The 17,788-nt window shown below is 46.4% G+C and carries 16 protein-coding genes and 1 other annotated feature; of the genes, 10 read left to right on the top strand and 6 right to left on the bottom strand.

Going from position 1 to position 17,788, the window contains the following annotated elements:
• The first annotated feature begins 278 nt into the window (after positions 1-278).
• Both C9I89_RS14790 and C9I89_RS14785 read left to right on the top strand, forming a co-directional pair.
• Complete coding sequence (locus C9I89_RS14790) at positions 279-686, top strand: DUF3293 domain-containing protein (RefSeq protein ID WP_107284109.1); 408 nt, start codon at positions 279-281, stop codon at positions 684-686.
• Between the two features lie 300 nt (positions 687-986).
• Complete coding sequence (locus C9I89_RS14785; RefSeq protein WP_107284108.1) at positions 987-1,478, top strand: putative 4-hydroxy-4-methyl-2-oxoglutarate aldolase; 492 nt, start codon at positions 987-989, stop codon at positions 1,476-1,478.
• Positions 1,479-1,535: 57 nt separating this feature from the next.
• Here C9I89_RS14785 and C9I89_RS14780 read toward each other — a convergent pair whose 3' ends face one another.
• Together C9I89_RS14780 and aceK are read right to left on the bottom strand one after the other, a co-directional pair.
• On the bottom strand, positions 1,536-1,994 hold the full coding sequence (locus C9I89_RS14780) for a hypothetical protein (RefSeq protein WP_107284107.1): 459 nt from the start codon (positions 1,992-1,994) through the stop codon (positions 1,536-1,538).
• 186 nt (positions 1,995-2,180) lie between these two features.
• A complete protein-coding gene (aceK, locus tag C9I89_RS14775; protein ID WP_107284106.1) occupies positions 2,181-3,905 on the bottom strand; it encodes a bifunctional isocitrate dehydrogenase kinase/phosphatase in 1,725 nt (574 codons plus the stop codon).
• Positions 3,906-4,197: 292 nt separating this feature from the next.
• Positions 4,198-4,313 (top strand) — a sequence feature (Thr leader region).
• A gap of 83 nt (positions 4,314-4,396) precedes the next feature.
• On the opposite strand from aceK, the gene thrA reads away from it, so the two are divergent.
• From thrA to thrC, 3 genes are read left to right on the top strand one after another with little or no spacing between them, the layout of a single operon-like run.
• Positions 4,397-6,856 (top strand): bifunctional aspartate kinase/homoserine dehydrogenase I, encoded by a 2,460-nt coding sequence (gene thrA, locus C9I89_RS14770; protein WP_107284105.1) that lies wholly within the window; start codon positions 4,397-4,399, stop codon positions 6,854-6,856.
• 1 nt (position 6,857) lies between these two features.
• Positions 6,858-7,814, top strand: coding sequence for a homoserine kinase (gene thrB, locus C9I89_RS14765; RefSeq protein ID WP_107284104.1), 957 nt, complete (start codon positions 6,858-6,860; stop codon positions 7,812-7,814).
• 3 nt (positions 7,815-7,817) lie between these two features.
• On the top strand, positions 7,818-9,104 hold the full coding sequence (gene thrC, locus C9I89_RS14760; protein WP_107284103.1) for a threonine synthase: 1,287 nt from the start codon (positions 7,818-7,820) through the stop codon (positions 9,102-9,104).
• 136 nt (positions 9,105-9,240) lie between these two features.
• On the opposite strand, the gene grcA is transcribed toward thrC, so the two are convergent.
• Positions 9,241-9,618: an autonomous glycyl radical cofactor GrcA gene (gene grcA / locus C9I89_RS14755; RefSeq protein ID WP_107284102.1), complete on the bottom strand. Its 378-nt coding sequence runs from the start codon at positions 9,616-9,618 to the stop codon at positions 9,241-9,243.
• 338 nt (positions 9,619-9,956) lie between these two features.
• Between grcA and nfo the strand changes: the two genes are divergently transcribed.
• The 3 genes from nfo to C9I89_RS14740 all read left to right on the top strand — a co-directional run bounded on the left by nfo (position 9,957) and on the right by C9I89_RS14740 (position 12,257).
• Positions 9,957-10,808, top strand: coding sequence for a deoxyribonuclease IV (nfo, locus tag C9I89_RS14750; RefSeq protein ID WP_107284101.1), 852 nt, complete (start codon positions 9,957-9,959; stop codon positions 10,806-10,808).
• Between the two features lie 122 nt (positions 10,809-10,930).
• Complete coding sequence (gene ung, locus C9I89_RS14745) at positions 10,931-11,599, top strand: uracil-DNA glycosylase (protein ID WP_107284100.1); 669 nt, start codon at positions 10,931-10,933, stop codon at positions 11,597-11,599.
• A gap of 124 nt (positions 11,600-11,723) precedes the next feature.
• Positions 11,724-12,257 (top strand): hemerythrin domain-containing protein, encoded by a 534-nt coding sequence (locus C9I89_RS14740; protein ID WP_107284099.1) that lies wholly within the window; start codon positions 11,724-11,726, stop codon positions 12,255-12,257.
• Between the two features lie 107 nt (positions 12,258-12,364).
• On the opposite strand, the gene C9I89_RS14735 is transcribed toward C9I89_RS14740, so the two are convergent.
• Positions 12,365-12,547, bottom strand: coding sequence for a DUF3545 family protein (locus C9I89_RS14735; protein WP_107284098.1), 183 nt, complete (start codon positions 12,545-12,547; stop codon positions 12,365-12,367).
• A gap of 444 nt (positions 12,548-12,991) precedes the next feature.
• Between C9I89_RS14735 and C9I89_RS14730 the strand changes: the two genes are divergently transcribed.
• Positions 12,992-14,419 (top strand): alanine/glycine:cation symporter family protein, encoded by a 1,428-nt coding sequence (locus C9I89_RS14730; protein ID WP_107284097.1) that lies wholly within the window; start codon positions 12,992-12,994, stop codon positions 14,417-14,419.
• Positions 14,420-14,525: 106 nt separating this feature from the next.
• Complete coding sequence (yaaA, locus tag C9I89_RS14725) at positions 14,526-15,305, top strand: peroxide stress protein YaaA (protein WP_107284096.1); 780 nt, start codon at positions 14,526-14,528, stop codon at positions 15,303-15,305.
• A 97-nt stretch (positions 15,306-15,402) separates the two neighbouring features.
• Here yaaA and srmB read toward each other — a convergent pair whose 3' ends face one another.
• Positions 15,403-16,674 carry an ATP-dependent RNA helicase SrmB gene (gene srmB, locus C9I89_RS14720; RefSeq protein ID WP_107284095.1) on the bottom strand — a complete coding sequence of 424 codons (1,272 nt, stop codon included), beginning with the start codon at positions 16,672-16,674 and terminating at the stop codon, positions 15,403-15,405.
• A 220-nt stretch (positions 16,675-16,894) separates the two neighbouring features.
• A complete protein-coding gene (locus C9I89_RS14715; protein WP_107284094.1) occupies positions 16,895-17,632 on the bottom strand; it encodes a tRNA1(Val) (adenine(37)-N6)-methyltransferase in 738 nt (245 codons plus the stop codon).
• Between the last annotated feature and the right edge of the window lie 156 nt (positions 17,633-17,788).

The raw sequence follows: 17,788 nt of genomic DNA, 5'->3' as shown, positions 1-17,788 counted from the left end.
AAAGCAGCCTGTTTGGTATGCCATCCATAAATTCAGTGTGGTTTTGTGTCATCACAAGACTGAAAGGCCCGATATTCTACGGGTATTGGCTACAATCTCCCTGGGATGGCGACGATTGTAAGCACTTAACAGCTCGCTAACAATATTGCGGTTTTGTTTCGATACCGCTTTCTGGGTGTTTTTTGATTTACATCAAATCGGGTGAAGATGCATTACGGTTAATCAGGTTGATTAACTTTCGCGATAAATTGAGACATCATTAACAGACATAATCTGCGATGTGTAAAAACACCTCACTGTGGCGAAGCTATCAAACCATTTCATTCAAGGCTGGGCAACACCCCGTTTACCATTCCTTTGCAATTCTAACAGCATTTAATCCCAGAAGCATTGTTCTTAATAGTTTGGACAATCAAAAACGTAACAAAATATTAGAAAAAGAGTTGGCAATGTTAACTGAGTCATATTTTCCTGTGAGCTGTTGCGCGTCAGATGGTCGTTGGGAAGAGGCGGGTTATATCGTCGATATAAGGGCAGAGCAGGCATATCTATTAGCGAAAAAATGGCAACAAAACGCTATCTACTGGGTTGAGGCCAATCAGTTATATTTGGTGCCAGTGTTACTTAAGGGGTTTGAAAAACAAAGACTAGGTGAATTTTCAGCCTTTTTTTCTATACCCAAGTGACCTCAAGATGCTCGTTTCAGCGAGAATTTCCAGGCGCTAAGGTCAGGCGCTAAGGTCAGGCGCTGATTTGCAGAGATAGTCGCTCTACATCAAAAATCAGCAACGCAACATTAGTGCCTGGAAAACTCGCCCTTCGGGAGCGATCCCGCATATTGAGGTCACTTAGGTATACACTTAATGGAACTCATATCTATTTACGGCGTTCAATGTGAAAGGTATTTGTGCTGGTAAGTAGAATTCGAGATTGCTCGTGGAATTGGAATCCATAACCTTGAGAAGGTTAACAAAGGAGTAAGTGAGATGAAAGATCTATTGCCTGACTTGTGTGATCACTATGAACAGGATGTTAGCTGGCTGCCTCTTATATTTCACAATTATGGAGGCAAAAAAATATTCTATGGCGAAGTCGTTACCCTCCGCTGTTTTGAAGACAACAGTTTAGTGCGTGAGATTGTGTCGCATGATGGCAGAGGAAAAGTACTGTTTATTGACGGTCATGGTTCATGTAATCGGGCGTTACTGGGTGATCAGCTGGCTTTACTGGCTGTTGAAAATGGCTGGCAGGGGATCATTATTAATGGTGCGGTTCGCGATGTTGGTACTCTGGCTACGCTGGATCTTGGGGTTAAAGCACTGGGCGTCTGCCCGTTTAAAACGGTGAAACGCCAGAGCGGCGATAAGAATATGACGTTGATTGTCGGACACACCATGATTTATCCCGGCGATTACGTCTACGCAGATCTTAACGGTATCTTGTTAAGCCGTCAGCCTCTGAACTTGTCTGTGCTGTAAATACTGATAAAACTGATCAGATTAAGTGGCGGTGCCATCATGGGCCGTCATTAGGAATCAGAAGCGATAGCCAATTCCAAGCAGGTAAATTTGCTCTAAGGCTTCGTAATCAACGGTTGCATGCAGGTCGACCTTCTCCGTCATTTTATACTGACTGCTAAATTCAACGCCGAGTATCGTATCCCGATCAACCGTTTCGGATGTGATGGCACTTTTCAGGCTAACTTTGGGTGTGACTTGATATTTTACCCCCGATAAAACCCCGCGGCCGGCAGAGATAAGATCATTGCCAGATGAGAGTCGGGTACTGAGATAAAGCTCGAGGTTATTATTGAGCGAATAGGCATAGCCACTATCAATCTGCCATAGATCGAATTGATCTGCGGCTCGTGAATGTGAAGATATGAACCACCCAGAGGGAGCATTATCACCGATTAAGCTGAAAAGTCCCTTTTCTGCTGCTGTTGTTGGTAAAGCCACGATCAGCAGGGCTAATGTGATCAGCAATTTTTTCATTACTTCACCATCCCTGTTCTTAATTTTGCTTATGCTTATCCATATTAGGACACAATTCTAATTATTAAAACGCAATGAGACACATAATGAGACTTTCTGCATAAAATTTGGCTTTGTCACAAAATAGACGGCTTTTTTCAGCCTGATATGGTGTGTTAGCTACCACTAAGATCAGGCTGGAATGCGTTATTTTCGCAGCCGATGTTCTTTTTTATAGGGATAGACATCTTCATACTGGCCGTGCGTGATGTTTTGCTGGAGCTGCTGCCAGTATTGGGCCTCAAATAAGTCACTGTGCAGTTCATTAAACAGCGCGCGGACTTTTGGATTGATCAGCAAAAAGGTACGAAACTCTTCAGGGAAGACGTCGTTGATCCCCACACTGTACCAGGGCTCTGCGGCCATCTCATCTTCTGGATAGCGAGGCGGCGGGATCTTGCGGAAGTTCATTTCTGTCATGTAGCTGATCTCATCATAGTCGTAAAACACGACTCGCTTATGACGGGTAACGCCGAAGTTCTTAAATAGCATATCACCGGGGAAAATATTGGCCGCAGCTAATTGCTTGATTGCTTTGCCATACTCGTCGACAGCATGACGAAGCTCATCATCGTTAGCCTGCTCAATATAAATGTTCAACGGGATCATCCGTCGCTCCATATAGAGATGTTTGATAATGATCTTATCCCTGGTCACTTTGATGATCGAAGGAGCGACGTCGAGTAGTTCAGCCAGCAACTCGTCGCTGAAGCGATGGCGTTCAAAGGTAAAATTACGGTATTCCTGGGTATCAGCCATGCGACCGACCCGGTCGTGTTCTTTTACCAGCTGATATTTCTCTCTTACCGTGGCGTGGCTGATGGCTTTTTGTGGAGCGAACTTATCTTTGATGATTTTGAAGACAAAATCATAAGATGGCAGGGTAAATACCGACATCACCATCCCTTTAATCCCCGGAGCTGGGACAAACAAATCGTCAGAGTGTTCCAGATGATCTAAAAATTCCCGGTATAACTCGGTTTTTCCGTGTTTCTGACAACCAATTGCGGTATACAGCTCGGCTTTGGTCTTGTTGGGAATGATATTCGACAGAAAGCGTACCAAGGCCGCCGGGGCCGGAGCGTAGACCATGAAGTAAGAACGGGCAAAACCAAAGATAATACTGACATCATCGACATGGCAGATACAGGCATCGATATAGAGCTGCTTGTTGCTGCTGCTCAGTACCGGCAATACCAAAGGAATGGTCTGCTCCTGGTTGTTGTGGCGGAGTGTGATGCATCCGATTAAGTAAGCCGCTTTATTACGGTAGAAAGGTTCCCGGATCAGTTCAAGGGCGGTGTCTTGGTTGAGGGCTCCTCCGAATTCGTGTTGTAAGTGGTCAATGATTAACGTGATATCTCGATTTTTATCTTCCCAGCCCAAGGTGAAAGGAGTGTCGTCGAGTACGCGTTCAAATAGCGCCGAGAGAGCAGAGTTGGCGGTATAGCGGCGTGTTAGCTGAGTCGGATAGGTCGGAATACGGTTTTCTTGTGAACTATGGACAAATAGCTTGTCACGATTGATATTGCGGTGTTCGAAAATCCGGCAATAGACTGAGTTAAAAAAACTTTCTGCGATCTCATATCGGGGGTAATCGAGCAGCAGATTTTCATAGGCAGATTTAACGGCCATTAAAAAAGAGCGGTTAGCATAGCGTTCACCCAGCATGATCTGAATTTGGCTGGTGACTAAGCCGACATGGTGGTCATAAAAGCTGATCCGCTTTTTGAGTGCCAGGTGAACCGCTGACCAGTCTTGATGTTCAAACCTTTCCTGCGCGCCAGCGGTCACATCGAGGAATCGGCCATACATGGCATCAAAGCCTTGCAAGATGGTATGGGCGACAAGCTGTTCCATTGCTGCTGTCATTCGGGAGTCCCTCCGAATTGATTTTTTATGTCATTACTATCCACTATGCAACGTGGGGAAGCTAACTGCAATAAACGATGGTTGTTTTTTATACTTCTTACAAATAATAAGATTGTATACCCAAGTAACCTCAAGATGCTCGTTTCAGAGGTAACTTGGGTATACGAAGCGGGTTACGGCTGTTGTGATTTTATCGACTAAGCGATAAAACGAGGTTGACTCTGAATCCTGGTTCCGGTACACCTAAAGCAATGAAGAATTTTGAGTAAATCGACAAAACACATGTTTAACGTTATCAGCACAACCACCACCATTATTATTACCGGCACAATGAGTGCTGGGGCGGGCTGATACGTATACGATTTATATGAAAAAGCCCGCACTCCACACAGTGCGGGCTTTTTTTTAACTTCACGGAATTGAATGAATTCGGTCTTTTTTGCTACTTATGCAATGTGGTAGTCAATAAATTAGGAACTTGGGAGTAGGGAATGCGAGTATTTAAGTTTGGTGGTTCATCGTTGGCTGATGCTGAACGATTTTTAAGGGCAGCGGATATCATCGCCAATAATGTCCAGCAAGGGGATGTGTCTGTGGTGCTGTCTGCGCCGGGCAAAGTTACGAATAAATTGGTGTCAGTGATCGACAGTACGGTAAATACCGGCGATGCAGAGCTTCAACTTGCCGATCTGGAAGCGGTATTTACTTCGCTGTTTGAAGGCCTATTGGCCCTGGAGCCTAAATTCGATAAAGCCTTGCTTGATGCCAAACTGGCCAGCTCGATGGGGCAGCTGAAACAGTATGTGCATGGAATGAAGTTGTTAGGCCTGTGTCCTGATAATGTGTATGCCAAAGTGATCAGTAAAGGTGAGCGCCTGTCGATTGTGGCGATGAAGGCGCTGATGGAAGCCAAAGGCCTGGCGGCGAGCCTGATTGATCCGGTTGAATACTTGCTTGCTCATGGTGATTACCTTGAAGCGCATGTTGATATTGAGGTTTCCACCGAAAATTTCAAACGTAACCCACTCCCTAAAGGTCACGTTAATATCATGCCGGGCTTTACTGCAGGCAACAGCAAAGGTGAACTGGTGACGTTAGGCCGTAACGGTTCCGATTATTCCGCTGCGGTTTTAGCGGCTTGCTTACGTGCTGAGTGCTGCGAGATCTGGACGGATGTTGATGGTGTTTACAGCTGTGATCCGCGTATCGTTCCCGATGCCCGCCTGCTGAAATCCCTGAGCTACCAGGAAGCGATGGAGTTGTCTTATTTCGGGGCTTCCGTACTGCACCCTAAAACGATCGCGCCGATTGCCCAGTTCCATATTCCCTGCTTGATTAAAAACAGCTTTAACCCTCAAGGTGCCGGAACCCTGATCGGCCAGGATACCGGTGAAGACAAGCTGGCTATCAAGGGCATTACGACCCTGAAAGACCTGACAATGGTAAATGTCTCTGGCCCGGGCATGAAAGGGATGGTTGGCATGGCGGCGCGTGTGTTTAGCGCAATGTCAGCGTCAGGGGTCTCTATTGTGTTGATCACTCAGTCATCATCGGAGTACAGCATTAGCTTCTGCATTGAGAGTGCGGATAAAGGCGTTGCTCAGGAGGCGTTGCAGAACTGCTTTGAACTTGAGCTGAAAGAAGGCCTGTTGGAGCCGGTTGAGTTTCTTGATGACTCGGCTATTGTTACCCTGGTTGGCGATGGCATGCGGACATCTCGTGGTGTGGCATCACAGTTCTTTACGTCGCTGGCTGAAGTCGACGTTAATGTTATTGCGATTGCCCAGGGATCTTCAGAGCGTGCGATTTCTGCCGTGATCCCGGTGGACAAAGTGTCAGAGTCGGTCAAAGCATGTCATGAGAACTTGTTTAACAGTCAACACTTCCTGGATGTTTTTGTCATTGGTGTCGGTGGTGTTGGGGGCGAGCTGGTTGAGCAGATCCATCGCCAGCAGGCCAAATTAGCCCAAAGTGGCATTGTTATCCGCGTCTGTGGGTTGGCGAACAGCAAGGGGCTGCTGCTTGATAGTAACGGTTTGCCTCTTGATAACTGGCGTGATCAGATGGGGGCGGCCCATGAGCCGCTGAGTCTGGCGAGGATGATCCAGCTAGTAAAGCGTCATCACATCATTAACCCGGTTATTATTGATTGCACATCGGATCAAGGTATCGCCGAGCAATACGTCGATTTTCTGGCTGCGGGCTTCCATGTCATTACCCCGAATAAGAAAGCTAATACTGCAAGTATGATGTATTACCACCAGTTGCGTCAGGCGGCACGTTCTAAACGTCGTAAGTTTATGTACGATACGACAGTCGGTGCCGGTTTGCCGGTAATTGAGAACCTGCAAAATCTGATGGCTGCGGGTGATGAACTTGAACGCTTTTCTGGCATTCTATCGGGATCACTCTCTTATATCTTCGGTAAACTCGACGAAGGAATGAGCTTTAGCGAAGCAACGACGGTTGCCCGTAACAATAGCTTTACCGAACCCGATCCCCGCGATGATCTTTCAGGAATGGATGTCGCGCGCAAGCTGCTGATCCTCGCCCGTGAAGCTGGCATGGCACTGGAACTTGATGATGTTGTTGTGGAGCAAGCCTTGCCGCCTGGTTTTGACTCTGAAGGTTCGATTGAAGATTTCATGGCGCGGTTGCCTGAAGCCGATGAGTACTTTAAACAGTTATCAGAAGAGGCTGCGAAAGAAGATAAAGTGCTGCGCTATGTCGGTGAAATTGATCACGGCAAATGTTCGGTGAAAATCGCGGCAGTCGATCCGGACGATCCGATGTTCAAGATCAAAGACGGGGAAAATGCGCTGGCGTTTTATAGCCGTTATTATCAGCCGATCCCACTGGTGCTACGTGGTTATGGTGCCGGTACTGAAGTTACTGCCGCCGGTGTGTTTGCGGATCTGATGCGTACATTAGGCTGGAAGCTAGGAGTATAAGATGAGTGTTGTAGTTTATGCGCCAGCGTCGATTGGCAATGTCAGTGTCGGGTTTGATGTCTTAGGCGCTGCAGTTTCACCGATTGATGGCACTCTCCTGGGGGATCGGGTGAGAGTGGCTGACGGCGAACAACCGTTTACCCTCGATTGTGTGGGTGAATTTGTTGCCAAGTTACCCCCCGAGCAGGAAGATAATATTGTATATCAATGTTGGCGCGTGTTTGCCCGCGAGCTGGATAAAAAAGGGCTGGTGATAAAGCCCGTTGCCATGACCCTGGAAAAGAACATGCCGATTGGTTCTGGGCTCGGCTCAAGTGCCTGCTCGGTTGTTGCAGCCTTAGATGCACTGAACCGTTTTCATGATTTGCCCCTCAGTGAGGTTGAGCTGCTGGCCTTAATGGGCGAGATGGAAGCGCTGATCTCTGGCAGTTTGCACTATGATAATGTTGCCCCTTGTTATTTGGGGGGGCTGCAGTTTATGGTTGAAGAACTGGGGATCATCAGCCAATCCGTGCCGTGTTTTGATGACTGGTATTGGGTCATGGCATATCCGGGTATTAAAGTGCCAACCGCAGAGGCTCGTGCAATTCTACCGGCTCAATATCGCCGACAGGATGTCATTGCACATGGTCGCTACCTTGGCGGCTTTATTCATGCGTGTTATTCACAACAGCCGGAGCTTGCAGCGAAAATGATTAAAGATGTGGTTGCAGAACCATATCGCGAAAGATTATTACCGGGTTTTTCCAATGCAAGACAATATGCGCTGGAAGCCGGCGCACTGGCCAGTGGGATCTCTGGCTCTGGGCCGACGATGTTTAGTGTCTGTAATGACCTCGAAGTCGCAAAACGTATTGCACGTTGGCTCGAAGAGAATTATGTTCAGAATGATGAAGGATTTGTCCATGTCTGTCGCCTTGACAGCCAGGGCTCAAAAGTAACAGGAAGTGAGCTATAAACTATGAAGTTGTATAACTTAAAAGAACCTCAAGAGCAGGTTTCGTTTGGCCAGGCAGTACGTCAGGGCTTGGGCCGTAACCAAGGCCTGTTTTTCCCATCAGAGTTACCTGAGCTGGGCGATATTGATGCCTTATTAGAGATGGATTTTGTTAGCCGCAGCAGTAAAATTCTCTCAGCCTTTATTGGTGATGAGCTTGCTTCTGAGACCGTCAGCCAGATGGTCAGTAGCGCATTTCAATTCCCGGCACCGATTGCAAAGGTGAAAGACAGTGTTTATGCCCTGGAGCTGTTCCATGGCCCGACGCTGGCATTTAAAGATTTCGGCGGCCGCTTTATGGCCCAGTCGCTGGCTGCAGTGTCGGATAGCAATGGTAAAGTGACCATCTTAACTGCAACATCCGGCGATACCGGTGCGGCTGTTGCTCATGCCTTCTATGGTATGGACAATATCAAGGTCGTGATCCTGTATCCGAAAGGCAAAATCAGCCCGCTGCAGGAAAAATTGTTCTGCACCCTTGGCGGTAATATCCATACCGTTGCCGTTAATGGCACGTTTGATGATTGTCAGGCCCTGGTTAAAAAAGCATTTGATGATGCCGAGTTGCGTCAGGAAGTCGGCCTTAACTCGGCCAATTCAATCAATATCAGCCGGTTGATGGCGCAGATCTGCTACTATTTCGAAGCGGTTTCTCAGTTGCCAAAAGCCCAGCGTGGCAATCTGGTGATTTCAGTACCAAGTGGTAATTTTGGTAACTTAACCGCAGGCCTGCTGGCGAAAGCATTAGGACTTCCTGTTAAGCGCTTTATTGTAGCGACTAATGCTAACGATACTGTGCCACGTTATCTGAAAACCGGCGAGTGGACACCAACTGCAACTATCCCAACTATCTCAAACGCAATGGATGTGAGTGAGCCAAATAACTGGCCACGTATCGAAGAGTTGTGTCAGCTGAAAGGTTGGGGACTGGATGAGCTTGGATATGGTGCGGTTACCGATGAGCAAACGGCAGAAACGCTTCGTGAGATGAACGCAGAAGGTTACCTGTGTGAACCGCATGGTGCGATAGCCTACCGCGTGCTTAACGAGCAACTACAAGACGGTGAAACCGGTCTGTTCCTGTGTACCGCGCACCCGGCGAAGTTTAAAGAAGTGGTTGATGAGATCCTTGATATCGATGTTGATCTGCCTGCACCATTAGCCAAACATGGTGCAATGGAGCTGCTGTCACTAGAGCGTGATAATGACTTTGACCAGTTGAAAGCGGTGCTGCAAAGCGTACAGGATTAATTTAAGCCTGATATACGCATCATAGCGATCGAAAAGGGAGCCAATCGGCTCCCTTTGTTATGCCTTGCAGATACAAAAAACGGCATCAAAGGATGCCGTTTTTACCACTTAGTTTACCAGAGCTGTGTTGTTGAGATCACAGGCTCTTAGTAAATGTACGTGCAATAACGTCGCGTTGCTGATCCGGAGTTAGCGAGTTGAAACGTACTGCGTAACCCGATACACGAATAGTTAGCTGAGGATACTTTTCTGGGTGTTTAGCGGCATCTTCTAGCGTTTCACGCTTAAGGACGTTAACGTTCAGGTGCTGACCGCCTTCGATTTTAGCCGGAGCTTCGATAGCCAGTTCGCGGTACTCAATCTCACCAAGTTCTGCTGTTGCTACAACTTGATCTTCTTCGTAACCTGACTGTGCACATACACAGCGAGCCTGGTTTGTTTCGCTATCTAATAACCAGATAGAGTTAAGTAGTTCGTTGTTTGCTGTTTTAGTAATTTGAATACCGGTGATCATGACTTTCTCCTTCGAAGGATGTTGTTAGATTTTTCAATTTCTTGTTGAGTTGCGTATTATATACCCCGCAATCAAGAAAATGATATTGATGTGGATCAAAAAACAACAATAAACCTTATTTAAATAGGGCTGTTTTTTTGAGCTAAATCAATATAACCTTATTTTACGAGTGATCATAATAATTTTTTATTCTTTCAAAAAAATTTTAACCGATCATTTGTAGTAAAATTACAACAAAGTGTGAGGTGCTTTTCATTGTTTTAGCGGGGGAATGTGGCCTGTGTCTGATCAATTTGTTGTAACTATCGTGGAAAAACAACACAACGAAGAGGTAAAAAATGAAGTTAATCGGTGCGCATGTGTCTGCAGCGGGTGGGGTGTTTAATGCGCCGGAAAATGCGGCCAGGATCGGAGCAAATGCATTTGCATTGTTTACCAAGAATCAAAGACAGTGGGCAGCGAAACCCCTTGAACAAGATGTGATTAACGCATTCAAGGCGCGTTGCCAGCAATATGGTTTCAGTGCCGATGCCATATTGCCTCACGACTCCTATCTGATTAACCTGGGGGCGCCTGAAACCGATAAGCTGGAAAAGTCACGCGCAGCCTTTATTGATGAAATGCAGCGCTGCAATCAGCTTGGTTTAACCCTGTTGAATTTCCATCCGGGGAGTCATTTGAAGAAAATTTCAGAGCACGATTGCCTGTCGTTAATTGCGGAGTCGATTAATCTTGCCCATCAACAGGTGCCAGATGTCGTCGCGGTCATTGAGAATACTGCTGGACAGGGTTCCAATTTAGGCTGGCGTTTTGAGCATCTGGCTGAAATTATTGCGCAAGTTGATGATAAGAGCCGGGTCGGAGTCTGTATCGACACCTGCCATACTTTTGCTGCCGGTTATGATCTGCGTACCGAAGCGGCGACAGAGGCAACATTTGCAGAGTTCGATCAGGTCGTCGGGATGAATTATTTACGCGGTATGCATTTAAATGATTCGAAAGGCGGCCTAGGCAGCCATCTCGATCGCCACCACAGCTTAGGTGAAGGCGAGATTGGTTGGGACTGTTTCCGCTACCTGATGCGCGATAACCGATTTGACAATATTCCCTTGGTGCTGGAAACCATTAACCCGGATCTCTGGCAGCAAGAAATTATGACGTTACGCTCATTCGCAAACGTAAACGACTAGTGGCGGATTAATCCGGAACGAAGACATACCTGAAGAGGTGTCAGCAATGACGGTAATTTGCTCCTGACCTTCAGGCCTGATGCAGGTAGAATATAGGGCTTAAAAAGTATCAGGAGCATCTAATGGGCCATTCACTCACTTGGCATGAGATCATTGAGCAGGAAAAACAACAAGCTTATTTCCAGCACATAGAACAGTTTGTTGCGACAGAGCGCGCCGAGGGAAAAGTCATTTACCCTGCAGAAAAAGATGTCTTCAATGCTTTTGATTCCACTCCATTTAATCAGGTTAAAGTCGTTATTCTGGGACAGGACCCTTATCACGGTCTCGATCAGGCTCATGGCCTGAGTTTTTCGGTATTACCTGGGGTTAAAACACCACCGTCACTGGCCAATATGTATAAGGAGCTTGCGACCGATATTCCGAGCTTTGTGATCCCGAATCATGGTTGTTTGCAAAGCTGGGCCGAACAAGGCGTATTACTGCTCAATACGGTGTTGACGGTGGAGGGGGGACAAGCGCATTCACATGCCCAAATTGGCTGGGAAACCTTTACTGACCGCATTATTGATACGCTGGATCACCACCTGGAAGGCGTGGTGTTTTTGTTATGGGGCGCTCATGCACAGAAAAAAGGTAAGAGAATAAATGGTGAAAAGCATCATATATTGAAGTCTGCGCACCCATCACCGCTGTCGGCTTATCGGGGGTTCTTCGGCTGCCAGCATTTTTCTCAGACGAACCTGTTGTTAAAGCAGATGAATAAACCGGAAATTAACTGGCAACCCTGAGCGTTGGTGTAATTGACGTCTGTTCGCTAATTGAACAATTTGCAACTAGAATCAATATGCTTTTTCCGCCAATGACATACACTTAATGAGTAACGATTAGGGAAGTGTCGTCTGGGAGTGAACTATGATTTTGGAAATTATTCATACTGAACACGGTTATATTAATCGCTTGCTGAAAGTGTTGCAGCAGAAGTTAGAAAGCATTAAAAATGGTCAGTCAGTTGATTACAGCTTGATCAAGGATATTGTTGACTACCTGCACAATTATGCTCAATGCTGCCACCATCCTAAAGAAGATATCTTGTATCACTATTATCAGTCGCACTATGCCAAGAATGACGATATGAAAAGCCTGGAGCAGGAGCATCAGGAGCTGGCGCAATTAACCAGTGAGTTTGCCGAGACGGTAGATATGATTCTAATGGATGCGGTGATCCCATTAGATGTCTTTGCGGAAAAGCTGAATACTTTTGTTACCCGTCAGAAAGCCCACCTTGAGTTCGAAGAAAAACAGGTATTTCCTCTTATTCGGCGCCATTTTACTGCTCAGGACTGGGTGGCCGTATCGGCTGAATATCAAGGGGAGTATTCCGATCCATTGTTTGGGGATCAGGTTTCGGACCGCTACCTGAAACTTTCGAAGCGCCTCTTGGTCTGAATCGCGATAGAAAGAAAAGCGCCAATGGCCAACGGTTCAATTATCCGTCGCTTTGATTACCAATCGAATCAAATAACGGTAGGTTAAGTGATTCGATTGGTCTGAAGTTAAAATTCAGCCATTTCGTCCGAATATTCTCTTAGTATATCAATATCTTCTAATTCTTTGCGTAGTCTTTGCTTGTCCTTTAAAGCTTCAATTTCACGCCATTTACGTTTTTCTGGCTTGCTCCGAGAGCGACGTATCGGGCGTTCTGTTGCAAGAATGTCATCGAATGCATAGCTATCCATAAAGCACCTCTTTCTTACATATTGGTATTAACTAAATATCATATCGGAGTTTAAAATAATATTGAGGTGTTTCGCAAATGTTACTTATTGATGAATTTTTTATGTGTTGGCAATCACATAAATAAGCGGGATGTTTAAAAAGTGAGCATAATCAGCATTTCGGACAAAAATGTATTTGTGGTATTTCTTATCAATTGTTGCGTTAGGCTCTAAAACGGAATGAGGAATAAATTACAATAAATGCATACTGTTAAGTTATTATACTCACTTCAAATATTGATGTTATCAACTTAATTTCACATGATCTTACGCTATTTTTTGTGTGCTATAGAACAAACACTTCTTCACTGCAATATAAGAACAACGACTACTAATTTATTGTATCTGACTCGTGAAATTATCGAGAAGATGCAGCTTGTTGACGATTTTTAAGAGGGGGTTGCTGTGGCAAGCCAGATTAATTTTTTAAACGATCTGTTGTGGGGCTCAGTACTCATTTACCTCTTAGTTGGTGTGGGAATTTTCTTTACCTATCGCCTGGGGTTTATTCAGTTCAGGCATTTTGGTCATATGTTCAAAGTGATGAAAAACAGCCGTAAGTCAGATCAGGCGGGTATCTCATCTTTTCAAGCTCTTTGTACCAGTTTGGCGGCCCGGGTCGGAACGGGAAACATGGCAGGTGTGGCCGTTGCTCTTACTTTAGGTGGCCCAGGAGCTATATTCTGGATGTGGTTGATCGCAATGCTAGGCATGGCCACGGCATTTGCAGAGAGTGCCCTTGCCCAGCTGTATAAAACCCGTGACGATGATGGTAACTACCGGGGGGGCCCTGCTTATTACATGGAAAAAGGCCTCGGTATGCGCTGGATGGGGATCGTTTTTTCGATTTGTCTAATTATTGCGTTTGGCCTGGTATTTAACTCGGTACAAGCCAATTCCATTACTCTGGCGATGAATGTCGCCTTTGGCTGGAACCCGATGTATATGGGAATGGTTCTGGTCGTGATGACGGGGGCTATTATTTTTGGTGGCCTGCGCACCATTGCGCGCACGGCTGAAATTTTAGTTCCGGCGATGGCGTTATGTTACCTGGTATTGGCGCTGTTTATTATGTTCACCAATATCGAGAAGTTGCCGGATGTACTGTTGCTGATTTTCCGCAGTGCGTTTGGCTTGGAAGAGGCGGCATCAGGCGCTCTGGGTTATAGCATTGCTCAGGGAATGATCAACGGCCTGAAGCGTGGATTGTTTTCAAATGAAGCGGGTATGGGCTCGGCACCAAATGCTGCTGCATCAGCAACGCCGTATCCGCCGCACCCGGCTTCGCAGGGCTATGTGCAGATGCTGGGTGTTTTCACGGACACTATTGTGATCTGTTCGGCGACCGTCGCGATTATCCTGATGTCAGGTGAGTATGTCCCGCATGGTGAAATTACCGGTATTGAATTAACGCAACGAGCGTTAAGTGCCCAAGTGGGCGGTTGGGGTTCAGTCTTTATCGCGGTGGCTATTTTCTTTTTTGCGTTTACCTCTCTGGTGGCTAATTATTCGTATGCCGAAACCAACCTTATCTTCTTAGAACATAATCATAAGGCGGGTCTGAATATTTTCCGTCTGGTTGTACTGGCTATGGTGATGTTCGGTGCGGTAGCCGATCTGCCAACGGTATGGGCGATGGCGGATGTGTCGATGGGAATGATGGCAATCATTAACCTGATAGCGATAGTGCTGCTGTCCGGAACGGCGGTGAAGCTGGCGAAGGATTACAATAAACAGTTAGCGCAAGGAAAGGTGCCGACATTTAACAGTAAAGATTATCCAGAGCTGCATGCCCAGCTGGAAGAAGGGATCTGGGATCAGAGCAATAAGTGATAGGTTGAGCCTATTGGAACAATACTTAAAGCCACGCGTCAATTGCGTGGCTTTTTTTATCGATGGTGATAATCTCTTGTTATCAGCCGTTAAGGAACAAAGCCTTATGTTAATTATGGTTTCTCCTGCCAAGACACTTGACTATGAATCGCCTTTGGCAACCCAAACGTATACCCTGCCTGAACTGACGGATCACTCAGCAGAGCTCATTGAGGTATGTCGTAAGCTGACGCCAGCGGATATCGCAAGCCTGATGAAAGTGAGTGATAAAATTGCCGGTCTGAACGCAGCTCGTTTTGCAGAGTGGCAGCCGGAATTTACGACGGATAATGCCCGTCAGGCTATTTTGGCGTTCAAAGGTGATGTCTATACCGGTCTTGATGCGCAGACTATGAATGAAGATGATTATGCTTATACCCAGCAGCATCTGCGTATGCTTTCAGGCCTTTATGGTTTATTGCGGCCATTGGATTTGATGCAGCCATATCGTTTAGAAATGGGCACTAAGCTGGCCAACCCTCGTGGTACTAATTTGTACCGATTCTGGGGTGATATTATTACCGATAAAATCAATGCGGCACTGGCAGAACAAGGCGATAATATTCTGATCAACCTGGCATCGAACGAATACTTTAAATCGGTAAAACCGAAGAAGTTGGATGCACAGCTAATCACCCCTGTATTCAAAGACTGCAAGAATGGCAACTATAAAGTTATTAGTTTCTACGCCAAGAAAGCACGTGGCATGATGGCTCGTTATATCATTGATAACCGTATCAAATCGGTCGATGAGCTTAAGCAGTTTGATGTGGCGGGCTATTACTTTTTCGCTGCGGAATCGACTGACAAAGAATTTGTGTTTAAGCGCGAAGAGCAAATGAAATAAAGCGCGAGCAGCGATAATGGTTTAACTGATAAAAGAAAGGCAGGGTATTTACCCTGCCTTTTTTGTGTCTCGTGCTTTTAGAAGCCGTAACGAAGGATTACGCTTCTTTTTTGCTATTTGGTTTTTGCTGTGATGCTTTTTTTTGCTTCTTCGCTGCCTTCTTTTGTTTAGCGGCTTTAAGCTTCTTATCGATCTTAACTTTTTTCTTTTTCACTGTTTTCGTTTTCTTGCTTACTGGTCGCAAGCCATTGATAAACCGCTCAGGCACTTCTTCTTTCATGTAACGGCCCACACGTTCGATCATTGCTTGATCATGTGCCTCAATCAAAGAGATCGCGGTGCCTTTTTTACCGGCACGTGCCGTTCGACCAATACGGTGTAAATACACATCAGAAGTACGAGGCATGTCGAAGTTAATGACGTGGCTAATATCAGGTAAATCGATACCACGGGCTGCAACATCTGTTGCCAGTAAGACGTTTACTTCACCATCACGGAAACGAGCAATCGCGTTGTTACGTGAAAGCTGCGCCATCTCCCCTTGGATCCAGCTACATTTGATGTTCATTGCGGCAAGCTGATCGCGCAATTCGCCAAGGCGCTCACGCGTCTTGATGAACACAATACTGCGTTCGGCCTGGTGCTTCAGAATGTTTTCAAGCAATGCCAGTTTGTGGCCCATGTCATCACAACGCAGGTATAACTGATGAATCTTCTTGCGCTCGCGACGTGAAGGCTCAGAGTCAACTTCAACAGGCTCAGTCAGAATCGTTTCAGAGAACTCACGAACACCTTTACCTTCCAGTGTTGCAGAGAACAGAAGACTCTGGCGACGCCAGCGACACTCATGGTTGATACGCTCAACAATTTTAGTGAAGCCCATGTCCAGCATACGGTCAGCTTCATCTAAGATTAAGCATTCGATGGCACGGCAATCAAAGCGCTCACTCTCGATGTATTCCATTAGACGACCAGGGGTTGCTACAACAAGATCCTGAGTTTTACCCAGAAGCTCTGCGTGATCGTCGTACGAAATGCCACCTGTAATGGTGAAAATATTTAACTTTGTGTTTTTCGCTAGTGCGCGAGCGTGGTCTGCCACCTGAATCGCAAGTTCACGTGTTGGTGTCAGAATTAATACGCGTGCAGGACCTGGCTTCTTACGTGGAAAATCAAGTAAGTGCTGGATCATCGGCAGAAGAAATGCGGCTGTTTTTCCGGTACCTGTTGGAGCGGAAGCCAATACATCTCTACCGTCCAGGGCGTGAGGGATAGCCTGCGCCTGAACTTCTGTCGGGCGGGTATAACCGATCTCTTCAATCGCGTGTAACAGTGCGCTATCTAACTCTAATTCGGAAAAGTCTTTCACCAGTCATCTCTCCTCGGACAAGACCAATTCCAATAACAATCGCAACCTTATTTCCGGTGCTGGATAGTGGATCGATCATTAGTGGTATTCATATAAGGGGCGGCATTATAGAGATAATTGCCGCAAGTATCACCGATTAAAGCATAAAAACTTTAGGAACAATTTATCTCATTGCCATTTTGCACAATCTCTTTATTTGATTTCTCGCTCTGTTAGTGACCTAAAGCTTCAGGTAAAAGTCACGGGTAAGTGCAATGAACTCAGAGGAGTACTGGCCGTTCTCATGAATGCAAAGTTGTTCTTCTTTATCGATTTCTTCTGAAATTGCCCGAGCGCATTTTACTGGCGATAGTGTGATCAGCAATCGGCTGGCCGGCTTCTTCTCGGTACTTTTGACGATACACAAACGCTGGCAGTGTAAGCCATATTCCGGTGCCGACTGTAGCAGTTGACGCCCTTCATATTCCGGTAAAATGAGACTTGCCGATCCTTTTGCGGTTAACAGGTGCAGGATCACGGTGAGCAGGACATCATGGGTCAGGTTATCGGTATGTCGTGCTGTGGCTCGGGCCTGGCAGTCAGCCTGAAGCCCCGCATTAAAGTAAGGGGGATTACAGATAATCGTATCGACACAGTGCGCTGGCTGAGTGGCCATCCATTGCACAATATCCTGCTGTATGCAGTGTAAGCGATCAGACCAGGGGGAAGCGGCGAAGTTGTGCCTGGCCGCTTTTGCGGCAGCGGTATCTAGCTCGATAGCAGAAATGGTGCAAGGCGTAGCAGCGGTACGCTGGGCAGCCATTAATGCAAGCAAGCCGCTCCCCGTGCCAATATCTACGATCTGCCCCTGCAGAGGCAGTTCGGCCCATGCCCCCAGCAGTACGCCGTCAGTACTCACCGGCATGCCGCAGCCGTCGTCATCGACGTGAAACTGTTTAAAAGTAAAACCTTTTGCCATTAGACCTCCTGATATACCAAAACCACCTTAAATGTGCGGGCTCTCTCTGAGCGCTGCAGCTTGAGGTGGCTTGGGTATAAAGGGGGGCATTATAGCGACAGCTAATACTGACGGCCAAAGGAGAAATAAACATTTAAATTTGTTGGATTATTGTTA

This window comes from Photobacterium lipolyticum, assembly GCF_003026475.1.
In the GTDB taxonomy this organism is placed as follows: Bacteria; Pseudomonadota; Gammaproteobacteria; order Enterobacterales; family Vibrionaceae; genus Photobacterium; species Photobacterium lipolyticum.
Note: the sequence above shows the minus strand (reverse complement) of the source record. Positions and strands in the feature narration are given on the sequence as shown.

Excerpts from the sequence above, each read along its gene's own strand:
- C9I89_RS14790 (WP_107284109.1), top strand. The coding sequence starts at position 279 with ATGTGTAAAAACACCTCACTGTGGCGAAGCTATCAAACCATTTCATTC.
- C9I89_RS14785 (WP_107284108.1), top strand. The coding sequence starts at position 987 with ATGAAAGATCTATTGCCTGACTTGTGTGATCACTATGAACAGGATGTT.
- C9I89_RS14780 (WP_107284107.1), bottom strand. The coding sequence starts at position 1,994 with ATGAAAAAATTGCTGATCACATTAGCCCTGCTGATCGTGGCTTTACCA.
- aceK (WP_107284106.1), bottom strand. The coding sequence starts at position 3,905 with ATGACAGCAGCAATGGAACAGCTTGTCGCCCATACCATCTTGCAAGGC.
- thrA (WP_107284105.1), top strand. The coding sequence starts at position 4,397 with ATGCGAGTATTTAAGTTTGGTGGTTCATCGTTGGCTGATGCTGAACGA.
- thrB (WP_107284104.1), top strand. The coding sequence starts at position 6,858 with ATGAGTGTTGTAGTTTATGCGCCAGCGTCGATTGGCAATGTCAGTGTC.
- thrC (WP_107284103.1), top strand. The coding sequence starts at position 7,818 with ATGAAGTTGTATAACTTAAAAGAACCTCAAGAGCAGGTTTCGTTTGGC.
- grcA (WP_107284102.1), bottom strand. The coding sequence starts at position 9,618 with ATGATCACCGGTATTCAAATTACTAAAACAGCAAACAACGAACTACTT.
- nfo (WP_107284101.1), top strand. The coding sequence starts at position 9,957 with ATGAAGTTAATCGGTGCGCATGTGTCTGCAGCGGGTGGGGTGTTTAAT.
- ung (WP_107284100.1), top strand. The coding sequence starts at position 10,931 with ATGGGCCATTCACTCACTTGGCATGAGATCATTGAGCAGGAAAAACAA.
- C9I89_RS14740 (WP_107284099.1), top strand. The coding sequence starts at position 11,724 with ATGATTTTGGAAATTATTCATACTGAACACGGTTATATTAATCGCTTG.
- C9I89_RS14735 (WP_107284098.1), bottom strand. The coding sequence starts at position 12,547 with ATGGATAGCTATGCATTCGATGACATTCTTGCAACAGAACGCCCGATA.
- yaaA (WP_107284096.1), top strand. The coding sequence starts at position 14,526 with ATGTTAATTATGGTTTCTCCTGCCAAGACACTTGACTATGAATCGCCT.
- C9I89_RS14715 (WP_107284094.1), bottom strand. The coding sequence starts at position 17,632 with ATGGCAAAAGGTTTTACTTTTAAACAGTTTCACGTCGATGACGACGGC.